The organism is Flavobacterium stagni (genome assembly GCF_004122105.1).
Lineage (GTDB): Bacteria > Bacteroidota > Bacteroidia > Flavobacteriales > Flavobacteriaceae > Flavobacterium > Flavobacterium stagni.
The window spans coordinates 1-14,060 of record NZ_SBKN01000007.1 but is presented as its reverse complement, the minus strand read 5'-3'; the positions used below and the strand labels follow the sequence as shown (position 1 = coordinate 14,060).

At 41.8% G+C, this 14,060-nt stretch carries 11 protein-coding genes; 6 read left to right on the top strand and 5 right to left on the bottom strand.

The features are described from left to right. Positions 1-34: 34 nt before the first annotated feature. Together EQG61_RS11210 and glyA are read right to left on the bottom strand one after the other, a co-directional pair. Entirely contained in the window at positions 35-2,638 is a 2,604-nt protein-coding gene (locus EQG61_RS11210) for a muramidase family protein (RefSeq protein WP_129462034.1), read from the bottom strand. 150 nt (positions 2,639-2,788) lie between these two features. Then, the gene (gene glyA / locus EQG61_RS11205; RefSeq protein WP_129462033.1) at positions 2,789-4,063 is read right to left on the bottom strand and encodes a serine hydroxymethyltransferase; all 1,275 of its coding nucleotides are present in this window, start codon (positions 4,061-4,063) and stop codon (positions 2,789-2,791) included. Positions 4,064-4,175: 112 nt separating this feature from the next. Between glyA and fahA the strand changes: the two genes are divergently transcribed. The 5 genes from fahA to EQG61_RS11180 all read left to right on the top strand — a co-directional run bounded on the left by fahA (position 4,176) and on the right by EQG61_RS11180 (position 9,050). After that, positions 4,176-5,462, top strand: a complete 1,287-nt coding sequence (fahA, locus tag EQG61_RS11200) for a fumarylacetoacetase (protein ID WP_129462032.1) — start codon at positions 4,176-4,178, stop codon at positions 5,460-5,462. A 6-nt stretch (positions 5,463-5,468) separates the two neighbouring features. After that, complete coding sequence (locus EQG61_RS11195; RefSeq protein WP_129462031.1) at positions 5,469-6,653, top strand: hypothetical protein; 1,185 nt, start codon at positions 5,469-5,471, stop codon at positions 6,651-6,653. A 99-nt stretch (positions 6,654-6,752) separates the two neighbouring features. After that, on the top strand, positions 6,753-7,019 hold the full coding sequence (locus EQG61_RS11190; protein ID WP_129462030.1) for a hypothetical protein: 267 nt from the start codon (positions 6,753-6,755) through the stop codon (positions 7,017-7,019). Between the two features lie 80 nt (positions 7,020-7,099). Further along, the gene (locus EQG61_RS11185) at positions 7,100-7,975 is read left to right on the top strand and encodes a carbon-nitrogen hydrolase (RefSeq protein WP_129462029.1); all 876 of its coding nucleotides are present in this window, start codon (positions 7,100-7,102) and stop codon (positions 7,973-7,975) included. Continuing rightward, positions 7,965-9,050, top strand: coding sequence for an agmatine deiminase family protein (locus tag EQG61_RS11180; RefSeq protein WP_129462028.1), 1,086 nt, complete (start codon positions 7,965-7,967; stop codon positions 9,048-9,050). The genes EQG61_RS11185 and EQG61_RS11180 overlap by 11 nt, the downstream gene beginning before the upstream one ends. A gap of 131 nt (positions 9,051-9,181) precedes the next feature. Here EQG61_RS11180 and ytxJ read toward each other — a convergent pair whose 3' ends face one another. Together ytxJ and EQG61_RS11170 are read right to left on the bottom strand one after the other, a co-directional pair. Continuing rightward, positions 9,182-9,589, bottom strand: coding sequence for a bacillithiol system redox-active protein YtxJ (gene ytxJ / locus EQG61_RS11175; RefSeq protein ID WP_129462027.1), 408 nt, complete (start codon positions 9,587-9,589; stop codon positions 9,182-9,184). Continuing rightward, a complete protein-coding gene (locus tag EQG61_RS11170) occupies positions 9,586-10,446 on the bottom strand; it encodes an archaemetzincin (protein WP_129462026.1) in 861 nt (286 codons plus the stop codon). Before EQG61_RS11170 ends, ytxJ begins: the two co-directional genes overlap by 4 nt. Before the next feature lie 201 nt (positions 10,447-10,647). On the opposite strand from EQG61_RS11170, the gene clpB reads away from it, so the two are divergent. Continuing rightward, positions 10,648-13,236: an ATP-dependent chaperone ClpB gene (gene clpB, locus EQG61_RS11165; protein WP_129462025.1), complete on the top strand. Its 2,589-nt coding sequence runs from the start codon at positions 10,648-10,650 to the stop codon at positions 13,234-13,236. A 403-nt stretch (positions 13,237-13,639) separates the two neighbouring features. Here clpB and EQG61_RS11160 read toward each other — a convergent pair. Next, positions 13,640-14,060, bottom strand: a 421-nt coding sequence (locus EQG61_RS11160; protein ID WP_164974930.1) for a T9SS type A sorting domain-containing protein, incomplete at its 5' end; no start/stop codon positions are given.

Genomic DNA, 14,060 nt, shown 5'->3' with positions numbered 1-14,060 from the left:
CAAATGTAGAAAAAAAACGCTTAAGTAGTAGCTATTACTGCTTCAAGACTTTAATTTCTCCATTTATTTCTCTTTGAAGTATGAAATACTTTACATTCTCATAGTTATCTAATCCATGAGGACGGTATTCAAATTGAAGTAGGGCTTGTTTGGTTTTATCGTTTTGAATGGAATGACTCAATCCACTTTCTTGCACCATGCGCAATGCGGTATCAAAAACCACATCGAATCCTTGCATGTATACGGTATCCGGATCCTCTTTGTAGGTATGACGATAATTCGCCACAAAAGACTCATACAATTGGTCTTTCACAAGTCCGGAATAGGTTGGATACACGGTTCGCAAGATATTCATGCGCAAGGGTGAAATATTTTTATAATAATCAATCAATTTAGGTTCCAACAAGGCAACCTGAATATTATAATCGGTAACTGCATTTAACAACGTGTTTGTCGAACTGATAATCATACTGTTTTTACTGGTTTCTAGTATGATTACATTTAACTTCGCTTTATTTAAAAGACTTTTTAAATTTTCAGTATCTAATCCGTTTCTATCGGAAACTAGGGCAAATTGGGCTTGTGGGAATTTTTTAAGAATTTGTTGTTTCTTGGCTTCATCTGAAAAACTACTCACCACAATTACATTAGCATTCAAGGGCAATAACACATCCAACACTTCGTCCCGAATTTGCATCTCTGGCTTCAAGGCCACGAGTTTTTTTGATTTTAACCCTTCCACCTCTACTTCAGTTACCAATGGAATCGGTAAAAAAGCCGTTTTCTCAATCGAACAATGTCCACTTAAAAAGGCAGCGTCCATTCCTTTCCATTCGCGATCAGCAGTGAGACGTTTTAAATCAAAAGACTTTTTATCCCCTTTCGCATAAATCATTTTGGTGGAAATATTCAATCCCAAACTATTTAAAGAGTCGATAGCGCGTTTTGCTCCCATATGATAAATCAATTCGAGGCGCGAACTTTCTTCAGAGATTTGAATATCGGGAAATGTTTGCTGCACCCGATTCCAATCCTCTTCTTTAAAAGACACCATAAAAGCAAATCGCTTCACTTCTGTTAAGTCGGCCGTCTTTACTAAATCTTTGAAAACTACAACAGGAGCATTCTCAAGAGTGGGTGTAGCCAACGTATTGGGCACAATGACATCACTTTTTACTGGCGTTGGTGTTTTAACCACTTCAGTGTTATCTTTTTTCACAACAGAAGCGTCCGTCTTTTCAGTTGATGCTACAGGCACATCTGATTTTGGAGCTGCTGGCTCCCCTTTTGTTGTTGCTAAGGGTTCTTTATTTTCGACAACAGCAGGCGCAACAATTTCTGGAGCAGGCTGTGCATCTTTTGGCATTTTTATGACCATGCCAATCTGAACGCCTTTGGATAATTTCGGATTCAATTCCAAAAACTCCATAATTTTCATATTGGCTCTTTTGGACAATCCAAACAAAGTTTCTTTGGGCTGTATGGTATAATTCACCAAGTCATCCGAATTAATTCGGGCTTTGGTTTCCACAACCTCTTCTTTATTTTCTTTGACTGGAGAGACTGCTGTAACTGAAGCTGATTCTTTACTTTCTGTTTTAACTTCTTCCGAAACTGCTGGCTGTGTCACTTTTACTTCAGCAACAGGTTTTGTCTCTGATGGTAATAATTTACTATCATTGGCAACAGCAGCTTTTGCATCAGGCGTTTTTTCAACAATTGGATTATCAAGGGCATTTTTGGGCAACTTTAGACGTTGACCCACCTGCAGCATTTTCACAATTTGCGGATTCTCCGACTCTAATTCAGCGATAGTTACACCATACCGTTTGGACAAACCAAATTTTGTTTCACCAGCGACTACATCATGAAAACGTAAATCATTAGAATTTTCTGAGGCAAACTTATTTTCTTGGGAAGCGAGAGCTGTTGAAGACACATTCCCGTTGGCAGGCACACGAAGCACTTGCCCTGTTTTCAACACTCCATTAATGCGTCCCGTATTCATCGCCATTAATTCAGACAAAGAAATCCCATAACGTCTGGACAAACCGAAAAGTGTTTCTCCTTTCACAACTGTATATTCTTGTGAAGGAACGGTTGAAACTTTTTGCTGAACTGCTGACAAATCCTGAATGTAACCTGTTGTGCTACCCGTAATTTTTAAACGATGTCCCGCCTGAAGTCCATTTTTTATTTGCGGATTTTGAACTTCTAATTCTGCAACAGTAACACCATACGATTTCGACAATCCCCATTTTGTCTCACCCGGTTGCACCAAATGAACTCGAGGACCCGACTCTTGAATTTTAACAGTCGGTTTTGACACTTCAACAGAGGTAGATTTATTTTCTGAAAGTATATTCTTACTGGAATTTGACTCAGGAGCAGCACTGTTTGGTACTATTACCAACGATTTTGGCAACACCAAAACATCATTTGGCTTCACCCCATTCACAGCATTGGGATTGAGTTTAATGATGTCATAAGGCGTCACTTTATACTTCAGCGCGACCTTTGAAAGTGTCTCACCCTCAGTAACTACGTGCGTATTCGCTTGCTGCTGCGACCAAGTCAATTGACTTGCTAACAACAGAGTTATTAACAACTTTTGTTGTGATGAAAAATTAGGGTTCATGCTTTGTATAATAAGACAAAATCACCCTAAAAGTAAACAAAAAACCTCTGCTGATATGAGTCAACAGAGGTAGTTATTAACACGTTATTAACACCGAACAATATGTTATGAACAAGTTATCAAAAACATATTTCAAGTTATTAACTCTATTTAGAATACAAACATGGCTCGCTCACCCATCATTTCGCTCACTTCATCACCCACTTGTTCAATAACCGCTTCATCGTTTGGATTCATCAATACACGATCTATAAAATCAACAATAGTTTCCATGTCGGCTTCAACCAACCCACGAGTAGTAATAGCAGGTGTCCCCACACGAATTCCCGAAGTCACAAAAGGTGATTTATCATCAAAAGGAACCATATTTTTGTTCACTGTAATTTCAGCTTTCACTAAAGCATTTTCTGCGTCTTTACCACTAATGCCCTTGTTACGCAAATCAATCAACATCATGTGATTATCCGTCCCTCCGGAAATGATATTGTAACCGCGCTTGATAAAAGCAGCTGCCATCGCTTGCGCATTCTTTTGTACTTGAACGGTATATCTAAAAAACTCATCCGACAAGGCTTCACCAAACGCAACCGCCTTTGCCGCGATAATGTGCATTAACGGTCCGCCTTGATTACCTGGAAAAACGGACATATCCAACACGTGCGACATCATTCGGATTTCTCCTTTTGGCGTTGTTAAGCCCCAAGGATTTTCAAAATCTTTCCCCATCATAATCATACCACCACGAGGGCCACGCAAGGTTTTGTGGGTAGTTGTGGTTACAATATGACAATGCGGAATCGGGTCATTCATCAATCCTTTTGCAATTAAACCTGCCGGGTGAGAAATATCCGCCAACAATAAAGCGCCTACACTATCGGCAATTTCGCGAAAGCGTTTAAAATCCATATCTCTTGAATAAGCAGAAGCACCTGCAATAATCATTTTTGGCTGCTCTTTGGTCGCAATATCCTGTATTTTGTCGTAATTCAACACACCCGTTTCTTGTTCGACACCATAAAATACAGGGCGATATAATTTACCTGAAAAGTTAACTGGTGAACCGTGTGTCAAGTGACCACCATGCGACAAATCAAACCCTAAAATTGTATCGCCTGGTTTTAAACAAGCGGCAAATACTGCTGTATTCGCTTGTGAACCCGAGTGGGGTTGTACATTCACATATTCGGCACCAAACAATGCTTTGGCACGATCAATTGCAATTTGCTCAACGATATCGACTACTTCACAACCACCATAGTAGCGTTTTCCCGGATATCCTTCCGCATATTTATTCGTCAGACAAGAGCCTGCAGCCTCCATTACTTGATCACTTACGAAGTTTTCGGAAGCAATCAATTCAATACCATGTTGTTGTCTGTCCTGTTCGTCCAGAATTAAATCGAAGATTTGTTCGTCTCGTTGCATTTTTTAAGGATTTTTCATTAAAGCACCCCAAAATTACAAATTCTGTTTGTCAAATAGATTGTAAGGTCTATATTTGGTTGTAAATTTTTCAACAACAAATCAACAACGTGTTATGCCACAATATGCAAATGATCCTTCCCGTAAATCCTGGCTTTCGGTGTCAGAAAACAGTGATTTCCCTATACAAAATCTCCCCTTCGGTGTCTTCTTAACCAAAGAAGATGTCATCACCATCGGTACGCGTATCGGTGATTTTGCCATCGATATGGGCGCGCTCCAACAATTGGGGTATTTTGAAGGTATCGACCTACCCGACGATATGTTTCTTCAAGATACGCTCAATGATTTTATTTCTTACGGAAAGAAAACCTGGCGCCAAATTCGCAACCGCCTTTCCGACATTTTTGAAATTAACAATAGTCAGTTGCGCGACAATGAAGAACACAAAAAGGTAGTCATCTTTCATATCGATGATATTGAAATGCTACTGCCCGTTCAAATTGGCGATTACACTGATTTTTACAGCAGTAAAGAACATGCTACCAATGTTGGTATGATGTTCCGCGATCCCGCAAATGCACTTTTACCCAATTGGCTGCACATCCCTGTAGGTTACCACGGTCGCAGTTCGACCATCGTTCCCTCTGGCGTACCTGTACACAGACCTTTAGGACAAATATTGCCCGCTGATGCAACCACTCCTGTTTTCGGTCCTTCGAAATTGGTGGACTTCGAACTCGAGATGGCGTTTATTACCACCGATGCGAATATCATGGGAGAAAATGTTCCCGTTAACGAAGCGGAAGAATACATTTTTGGAATGGTGTTATTTAATGACTGGAGTGCACGTGATATCCAAAAATGGGAATATGTCCCACTCGGACCTTTTCTTGCTAAAAACTTTGCATCGTCTATTTCACCCTGGATTGTAACAATGGACGCTCTCGAACCCTTCCGTGTGGCGAGTCCGGAACAAAATCCAGAACCTCTACCCTACCTACAACAAAAGGGTGACCGTGCCTTTGATATCCAACTCGAAGTAGCTATTCAACCTGAAAATTCAGAAGAAACCGTAGTGTCGCGTTCCAACTTTAAATACATGTACTGGACGATGGCACAACAATTAGCCCACCACACTATAAACGGATGCCGTGTCAATGCCGGTGACATGATGGGAAGTGGTACAATATCGGGACCGACACCCGACAGTTTCGGTTCGATGCTCGAACTCACCTGGGGTGGGAAAAACCCACTAACTATGAAAGATGGTTCAGAACGAAAATTCATCAATGACAATGATACAGTAATCATTCGTGGTTTTTGTCAAAATGAAACTATCCGCATTGGTTTTGGCGAATGTGCGAGCAAACTGTTACCCGCTTTACCACTTAAATCGTAATTGACCATGAAAAAACTAACCCTTTTACTTAGTCTACTTTTTATCACTTTCGGTTGTGGTGTACAGCAAACGAGGGATGCGCTAACTTCTGGAAACTATGACGAGGCCATTCAAATTGCTGTTGAAAATTTACGGAATCGGAAAGATGCCAAAGGAAAGCAAGACTATGTACTATTTTTAGAGGAAGCCTTTGCCAAAGCCAAAGAACGCGATCTGCAAAACATTACTCTTTGGTTTAAAGATGCCAATCCATCCAATGCTGAAAAAATCTACAATACCTATTTAGCACTACACAACCGTCAGGAGTTGATCAAACCCATTCTACCACTAAAAGTATTGAATGGTAATCGTCAAGCCAATTTTATCTTTGAAGATTACTCCGATCAAATCGTAAGCAGTAAAAATGCTTTAGCTAAGCGTTTGTATGACAATTCCAAAGCACTTTTGGCAACACGTGATAAAATGAATTTCCGCAGAGCTTATGAGGATTTGAAATACTTGCAACAATTATCACCAGGTTTCAAAGATGCCGATAAGTTGATGGAGGAAGCGCGTCAAAAAGGAACAGATTATGTGAGCGTCTACACCAAAAATGAAACGAATATGGTCATTCCAATTCGTTTGGAAAATGACTTATTGGACTTTAGTACGTTTGGTCTAAATGACCCATGGACGGTTTACCACAGCAACCGAATTAAAGGCGTTACCTACGATTATGGTATCATTGTAAACTTCCGCAACATTGCCATTTCTCCCGAACAAATGAAGGAAAAAGAATTTGTCAAAGAGAAACAAGTTAAAGTCGGACAAAAAAAGGCATTAGATGCTAATGGCAATCCTATCAAAGACCAACAAGGTAATTTTGTTATGGTAGATGATATGCGAACCGTAACTGCAACTATCTATGAGTTTCGCCAACTGAAATCCGTACAAGTCACCGCTAAAATTGATTACATCGACTTTAAAAACAACCAATTGTTAGATACTTTCCCTTTGAGTAGCGAATTTGTGTTCGAACATATTTACGCCAAATACAAAGGCAATAAACAAGCCTGCGAAAGCAATTACCTTCCCTATTTTGAAAATGTGGCTGTTCCTTTTCCAAGTAACGAACAAATGGTAGCCGATTCCGGGCAGAGTGTCAAAAACAAACTTAAAGAAATCATTTCCCAACACCGAATTCGAAAATAAAACAAACCCCGTTCAGTCGGGGTTTTCTTTTTTACTATTCGAAGTTTCTTGAACTTCCAATTTTCTTGTATATTTGAAGTACACTCTCAAACAAAAACTATGATTTCGATTCGTAAACTGATCATTTTCGTTGCCGTTTTGGTGCTTTTAAATCTCGTGAATTTTGTAGTTTGTACCATCATTTACTGCCCCACGTGTGAATATGATGATAGCGGATTTTTCTTCCAACTCTTTTACTCTGATGAAGCGGCTGACGGATATCAAGTATATCCTACTTTTTTCAACTATATCGTAACCGCGATTTTGAGTTTTGTCTATACCATAATTTTTCCCGAACGTCAACGAAACAATCCCAAATACAAGTAGTCTTGCCCGATTGCTAAACCAAAGAAAATACTTTCCGTTGGTTTATTTTTCCCTATTTTTGCAAAAATTTTTCAAACACTATGTCAAAAGTAAATGTAGGCTTGGTGCAAATGACGTGTTCAAACGACAAAGCAGCCAACCTTGAAAAAGCGATTCGCGAAGTGCGTGTGGCAGCCGAAAAAGGCGCCCAAATAGTTTGTCTTCAGGAATTATTTACTTCCTTATATTTTTGTGATGTGGAAGATTACGACAACTTCCAACTCGCAGAAGCCATTCCAGGACCCAGTACCGATGCACTTTCTGAAGTTGCTAAGGAATTGGGTGTTGTAATCATCGCTTCTCTTTTTGAAAAACGCACACACGGTATTTACCACAACACTACCGCGGTTCTCGATGCCGACGGAACGTACCTTGGAAAATACCGCAAAATGCATATTCCGGATGACCCGGCCTTTTACGAAAAATTCTATTTTACCCCCGGTGATTTAGGCTATAAAGTTTTCCAAACCAAATTTGCCAAAATCGGTATCCTTATTTGTTGGGACCAATGGTACCCTGAAGCGAGTCGTATCACGGCTTTGATGGGTGCCGAAATCTTGTTCTACCCTACCGCTATCGGCTGGGCTACCGATCAAGACGAAGAAACCAACCAAGACCAATACAATGCATGGCAAACCATCCAACGCTCGCATGCTGTGGCTAACGGCGTTCCCGTTGTTAGCGTGAACCGTGTAGGTTTTGAACAAAATGGTGCCATGAAATTCTGGGGCGGTAGTTTTGTCGCCAACGGTCAAGGTAAATTGTTATACTTGGGCACCCACGATCAAGAAGAAACTACAGTCGTGCCACTCGATTTAAACCAATCGGATTATTTCCGTATGCATTGGCCTTTCTTACGCGATCGCCGAATTGATAGCTACGCTCCAATCACCAAACGTTTTATTGATGAAGACTAATTTGGCGACTCCCCAAGCTTTAGGCTATTATTTCCCTGCCGAATTTGCACCACAGGATGCACTTTGGCTCTCGTGGCCGCATAAAGAGGAATCGTGGCCGGGTAAAATTCATACCATATTTGATCCGTATGCCGAGTTCATTTTACAAGTAGCTTCGCACCAACGCGTATGCATCAACGTAGCCGATGCTGCGATGCAATCGTTCGCAGAAACTAAAATTAAAACTTCCGCATACGCCCAAACCCTCAGCGATTTCGCTACCCGTTGGGCACGTATCACCTTTTATCATCATCCCACCAATGACGCTTGGTGCCGCGATCACGGTCCGGCCTTCCTTCTGCACAAAACAGAAGCCAAAAAAGCCATCGTGGATTGGGGCTATAATGCGTGGGGCGGTAAGTACCCTCCGTTTGATTTGGACGATGTGATTCCGACGAAAATCGGTGAAAAACTTGGCTTACCTGTATTCAACCCAGGCATTGTCATGGAAGGCGGCAGCGTAGAATTCAACGGTCGTGGCACGTTAATGACTACCACTGCTTGTTTACTCAATGAAAACCGCAATCCGCACTTGAACCAAGCCCAAATTGAAGAATACCTCCACAATTATTATGGAGTCGATCATATTCTTTGGCTTGGTGACGGCATCATCGGTGACGATACCGACGGCCATATTGACGATATCACCCGCTTTGTGAATGAAGATACCGTATTGACTGTGGTGGAAGAAAATAAAAACGATGAGAACTACGAAATCCTTCAAGAGAACTTGAAATTGTTGCACCAAATGCGTTTGGAAAACGGCAAGCAATTGAATGTGGTCGAACTCCCCATGCCGAAACCGGTGATTTATGAGGACCAAATCCTACCCGCTTCGTATGCCAATTTCTACATTTCGAATGAAACGGTGATCGTACCAACGTTCCAAGACTTGAAAAACGACGATCGCGCATTGGACATCATCCAGCAATGCTTCCCTACCCGCCGTGTGGTAGGTATCAACTCCGTCGACCTCATTTGGGGTCTCGGCAGTTTCCATTGCTTGAGCCAACAAGAACCGTCGATTACCTTATAAAAAATGAAAGCCCCTCAATTGGGGCTTTTTTTATGTTTTGTAGCACAAATTCCGACATTCTTTCGCGTCTCACCCGCTTTCCGTTATATCCCCGATAAATCGGGGGATGCCACTTCAATCGGGGCTAAATGTCACGAACTGTGCTTCGAATCCAATGACACAAAATCCTGCAACGCTTCCACTCCTATTCCTTCATGAGAAGCATCATACACCGCTTGCCCCGCTTTGATCACAATCACTTGCGGCGATTGATGCACCACGCCCAAACGCTCAGCAATCGCATTGGAAATCGGTCGGTATTCCAACAAGTCTAAAAAGTAAGGCGTGATTTTGCCGTCCAAATTCCAATCGGTTTCAAATTGGCGCAACGCCATCCGACTGATACTGCAACGGGTGCTGTGCTTGAAAACGACTACAGGATGTTCGAAAGATTCTTGGATCATCGACTCTAAATCCTTTAAATCCGTTAAGGCAATCCAATTGATATTTGAGGAGGGTTCAGCTGCATTTCCACCAAATATAGATCCAAATAAACTCATAATTCCATTGCTTTTTTTTGCTTTTTCAAATGTACACAATCGGATTCTAAATGAAACGATTCACTCAAAGCAATCAAATCTTCCATCCGTTTTTTCAAATCCCACGAGCGGTGTACATCCAATTTGGCCAAACACTCCGAACATGCATACATAGGCTGCCGATCACTTTCTTCTAAGGAATTAGTGCCGTTCATCACACATTTTGCATGTAAACAATGCGCCAACGAAAACATATGTCCAATTTCATGCACCGAAGTTTTCAATAGTCGTTGAAAGGTTAACGTGTAATTATTCGCTACAGCCAACCGATGGAAAGAGGAAACACCTACCCGTTCGGTATAACTCGCCTGACCAAATACAAAATTCCAACGGTCTTGAGGATACAAATCCGTGGGTGTAATGGCCATCACTACGACTGCATTGGGGTACTGAGTGGGTTGCAAAACTTGGTGAAGAATCGGACCTGTTTTCCATTGCACCTTTCCCGCTACAAACCGTTTTCCCTTTTCCGGAATAACGGTTGAATCCATCGGTTGGGCTAGGATTACTTGAGTCTGATAAAATGCCGTTAGGTACTTTTGAACATCCCGAATTAAACGATTTTCTTTCTTTGAAAAAACACCAATAGGCTGTAGATAAATATTAAAATGGTCCGCATCAATTTTGACCACCTTTCGCTTCAAAAAATCGACAAAAGTTTGTTTCTTTTCCTTATGCTGTGACCGCCAATCCATCCATTCAGGCGGTGGTAACGGTTCGTCAACTTCTTGCAACGCCTTGAAATGGGGCACTTTCAATTGGGGTTGCTGGGAACAACTCCAACACAACAGCACGATAAAAACGTAAATAGTCCGCATCCCTTTTTTTTATCTTAACTCCACATTCCCTGAATTTATTGCAGTAATTAGGCGCTATCCACGACAAAACGGCGTTTACCATCTCTATTTCAACTTGATTTTCAGCCAATTTGACAGCCAAAACTCAATGGAACGTTTATTGACGGGTACGAATTGACGTTTTCAAAACGTTTATTCCACAACACAAAGGAGAACCATAAAATGAATTTAAAAAACTTAACCATCAAGTCCCAAGAAGCCTTGCAACAAGCCCAACAAATTGCACAAGCTTTTGGACACCAACAACTCGAAAACGAACACCTTTTCAAAGGTATTTTGGAGGTCGATGAAAATGTTACGCCTTTTCTTTTGAAAAAGCTCAACGTTAATGTCGAGTTGTTCCAACGTATCCTTGACAGCACACTACAAAGCTTCCCAAAAGTATCAGGAGGTGAAATCATGCTGTCGCGTGACGCCAATACGGCTCTGACCGAAGCCGGTATTATCGCCAAAAAAATGAACGATGAATACATTTCCATCGAACACCTCGTTTTGGCCATTTTCAAAACCAAAAGTAAAGTCGCACAAATCCTAAAAGACCAAGGCGTTACAGAAAAAGGACTCGAAGCCGCTATCGCTGAATTGCGTAAAGGCGAACGCGTGACTTCTGCCTCGGCCGAAGAAACCTACAATGCCTTAAACAAATACGCCAAAAACCTCAACGAACTAGCCCGAACCGGTAAACTCGACCCTGTCATCGGTCGTGACGAAGAGATTCGACGTGTATTGCAAATCCTTACCCGCCGCACTAAAAACAACCCAATGTTGATTGGCGAACCCGGAGTAGGAAAAACAGCCATCGCCGAAGGGCTCGCCCACCGTATTGTCGATGGTGATGTTCCTGAAAACTTGAAAGATAAAATCGTTTATTCCCTCGATATGGGTGCCCTAATTGCGGGAGCAAAATACAAAGGGGAATTCGAAGAACGCTTGAAATCTGTAGTGAAAGAAGTGACTTCAGCCGAGGGCGATATCGTTCTTTTCATTGACGAAATTCACACCCTTGTAGGTGCCGGCGGTGGCGAAGGCGCAATGGATGCGGCCAATATTTTAAAACCGGCTTTGGCCCGTGGTGAATTGAGAGCCATTGGTGCCACCACTTTGGACGAATACCAAAAGTATTTTGAAAAAGATAAAGCACTCGAACGTCGTTTTCAAAAAGTCAATGTGGACGAACCCGATACAGAGAGTGCCATCTCGATTTTGCGCGGTATCAAAGAAAAATACGAAACACATCACAAAGTGCGCATCAAAGACGACGCGATTATTGCAGCGGTGGAATTATCACAGCGCTATATTACCAATCGTTTTTTACCCGATAAAGCCATCGACTTAATGGACGAAGCGGCTTCCAAACTTCGTATGGAAATCAATTCCAAACCCGAAGAATTGGATGTGTTGGATCGTAAAATCATGCAGTTGGAAATCGAAATTGAAGCCATTAAACGCGAGCAAGACGAAACCAAATTAAAGTCGTTGGGCTTGGATTTGGCCAACTTAAAAGAAGAGCGCAATGAGATTTTCGCCAAATGGAAGTCGGAAAAAGAAGTCGTAGAAAACATCCAAAATGTAAAACAAAGCATCGAGGACTATAAACTGGAAGCCGAGCGGGCCGAACGAGAAGGCGATTACGGAAAGGTGGCCGAATTGCGCTATGGTAAAATCAAAGAAGCGCAAGAACAACTCAATGCTTTACAAATCCAATTGCAAGAAAATCAAAAGGGCGATTCGTTAATCAAAGAAGAAGTTACCCATGATGATATCGCCGAAGTAGTAGCCAAATGGACCGGGATTCCCGTCACCAAAATGCTGCAAAGCGAACGCGAGAAATTGTTGAAATTAGAGGACGAACTCCATAAACGTGTGGTCGGTCAAGAAGAAGCGATTGCCGCCATCAGTGATGCGGTACGTCGCAGTCGGGCCGGATTACAAGACGCCAAAAAACCGATTGGTTCCTTCCTATTCTTAGGAACCACCGGTGTCGGTAAAACCGAATTGGCCAAAGCACTCGCCGAGTACTTGTTTGACGATGAAAATGCCATCACCCGTATTGACATGAGTGAATACCAGGAACGCCACAGTGTGAGCCGCTTGGTCGGTGCGCCTCCCGGTTATGTAGGCTATGACGAAGGCGGCCAATTGACCGAAGCCGTGCGCAGAAAACCGTACAGTGTAGTGTTGTTGGACGAAATTGAAAAAGCCCATCCCGACACCTTCAACATCTTGTTGCAAGTCTTGGACGAAGGACGTTTAACAGACAACAAGGGCCGTTTGGCGGATTTCAAAAACACGATCATCATCATGACTTCGAATATGGGTAGTACGATCATCCAAGAGAAGTTTGAGAACCTCAAAGTAAGCGTAGAAACGGCTGCTGAATTGGCCAAAGTCGAAGTACTCGGCTTACTCAAACAAACGGTGCGTCCCGAGTTTTTGAACCGCATTGATGAAATCGTGATGTTCACGCCGTTGACTCAGGATAACATTCGTCAAATTGTCAATTTACAATTGAAACAAGTGACCAAAATGTTAGCGCAACAACACATCACCATGGATGCCACACCCGAAGCGGTGGATTATTTGGCAACCAAAGGTTACGATGCTGAGTTTGGCGCACGCCCTGTAAAACGAGTGGTCCAACGCGAAGTCTTGAACCAATTGTCCAAAGAAATTCTTGCCGGAACTATCACCACCGACAGCATCATATTATTGGATAGCTTCGATGGTAAATTGATCTTCCGCAATCAATAAGTAAAAATAAAAAGGTTGGTTGATTTGAAAACCTAATCTGCACTTTCGTGTGTAGGTTAGGTTTTTTTATAGCGCGCCCCGTGATGAGCGAAGTAAAAAGCAACCCCTTGCTACGGGTCGGGTCGTCCGTTACAATCTTGGCTCCGCTGCGCTCCACCAAGGATTTCCACTTCCACCCCTCGCGCGACTTATTATTCTTAATTGAACTATTTTAAATTAAAAATGAACCTAATAAGAAAATGGATAGTAATGCTTTGATTACTCTTTTGAAAGAAGAAAGACTTTACTCCATAAACTCATAATTCAAAATTTATTATTCAAAATTTATTATTCAAAATTTATAATTTATAATATAAAAAAAGGGAGCCCTTTCGAACTCCCTTTTTATCGTTTTAAAGATATTTTATCGTTTAATCACACGAAGTGATTTGATATTTTCACCTTGTGTTAAGATTACATTATAAACCCCTGCTGGGAAGTTTGCCCCTACTTCTGTGCTTTCCACTGAATCCGCAGCTACCGTTTTGGTCTCTACTAATTTACCTAACATATCATACACTTGGATCGTGTACTCTTCGTTACTCGCTGAATTCACTTTGAAATAGAAGTTCTCTGCAAATGGGTTCGGATAAACAGTCACTTCAAAAGCCATTGGTTCCGTACTTGTTTCTACCGCTCGTGCATTCATAGGAACTACAATCGAGCACGTTTTACTAAACGATCCAAAATCAGGTTGGTTGGGCATTTTCACCGCTACTTGCACGGAATACGTTTCACCAGGAACCAAGCCCGGGAAATCAGTCAATCTAAAGTAGTTCGCATTT

Coding starts and splice junctions, on each gene's coding strand:
- EQG61_RS11210 (WP_129462034.1), bottom strand. CDS start 2,638: ATGAACCCTAATTTTTCATCACAACAAAAGTTGTTAATAACTCTGTTG.
- glyA (WP_129462033.1), bottom strand. CDS start 4,063: ATGCAACGAGACGAACAAATCTTCGATTTAATTCTGGACGAACAGGAC.
- fahA (WP_129462032.1), top strand. CDS start 4,176: ATGCCACAATATGCAAATGATCCTTCCCGTAAATCCTGGCTTTCGGTG.
- EQG61_RS11195 (WP_129462031.1), top strand. CDS start 5,469: ATGAAAAAACTAACCCTTTTACTTAGTCTACTTTTTATCACTTTCGGT.
- EQG61_RS11190 (WP_129462030.1), top strand. CDS start 6,753: ATGATTTCGATTCGTAAACTGATCATTTTCGTTGCCGTTTTGGTGCTT.
- EQG61_RS11185 (WP_129462029.1), top strand. CDS start 7,100: ATGTCAAAAGTAAATGTAGGCTTGGTGCAAATGACGTGTTCAAACGAC.
- EQG61_RS11180 (WP_129462028.1), top strand. CDS start 7,965: ATGAAGACTAATTTGGCGACTCCCCAAGCTTTAGGCTATTATTTCCCT.
- ytxJ (WP_129462027.1), bottom strand. CDS start 9,589: ATGAGTTTATTTGGATCTATATTTGGTGGAAATGCAGCTGAACCCTCC.
- EQG61_RS11170 (WP_129462026.1), bottom strand. CDS start 10,446: ATGCGGACTATTTACGTTTTTATCGTGCTGTTGTGTTGGAGTTGTTCC.
- clpB (WP_129462025.1), top strand. CDS start 10,648: ATGAATTTAAAAAACTTAACCATCAAGTCCCAAGAAGCCTTGCAACAA.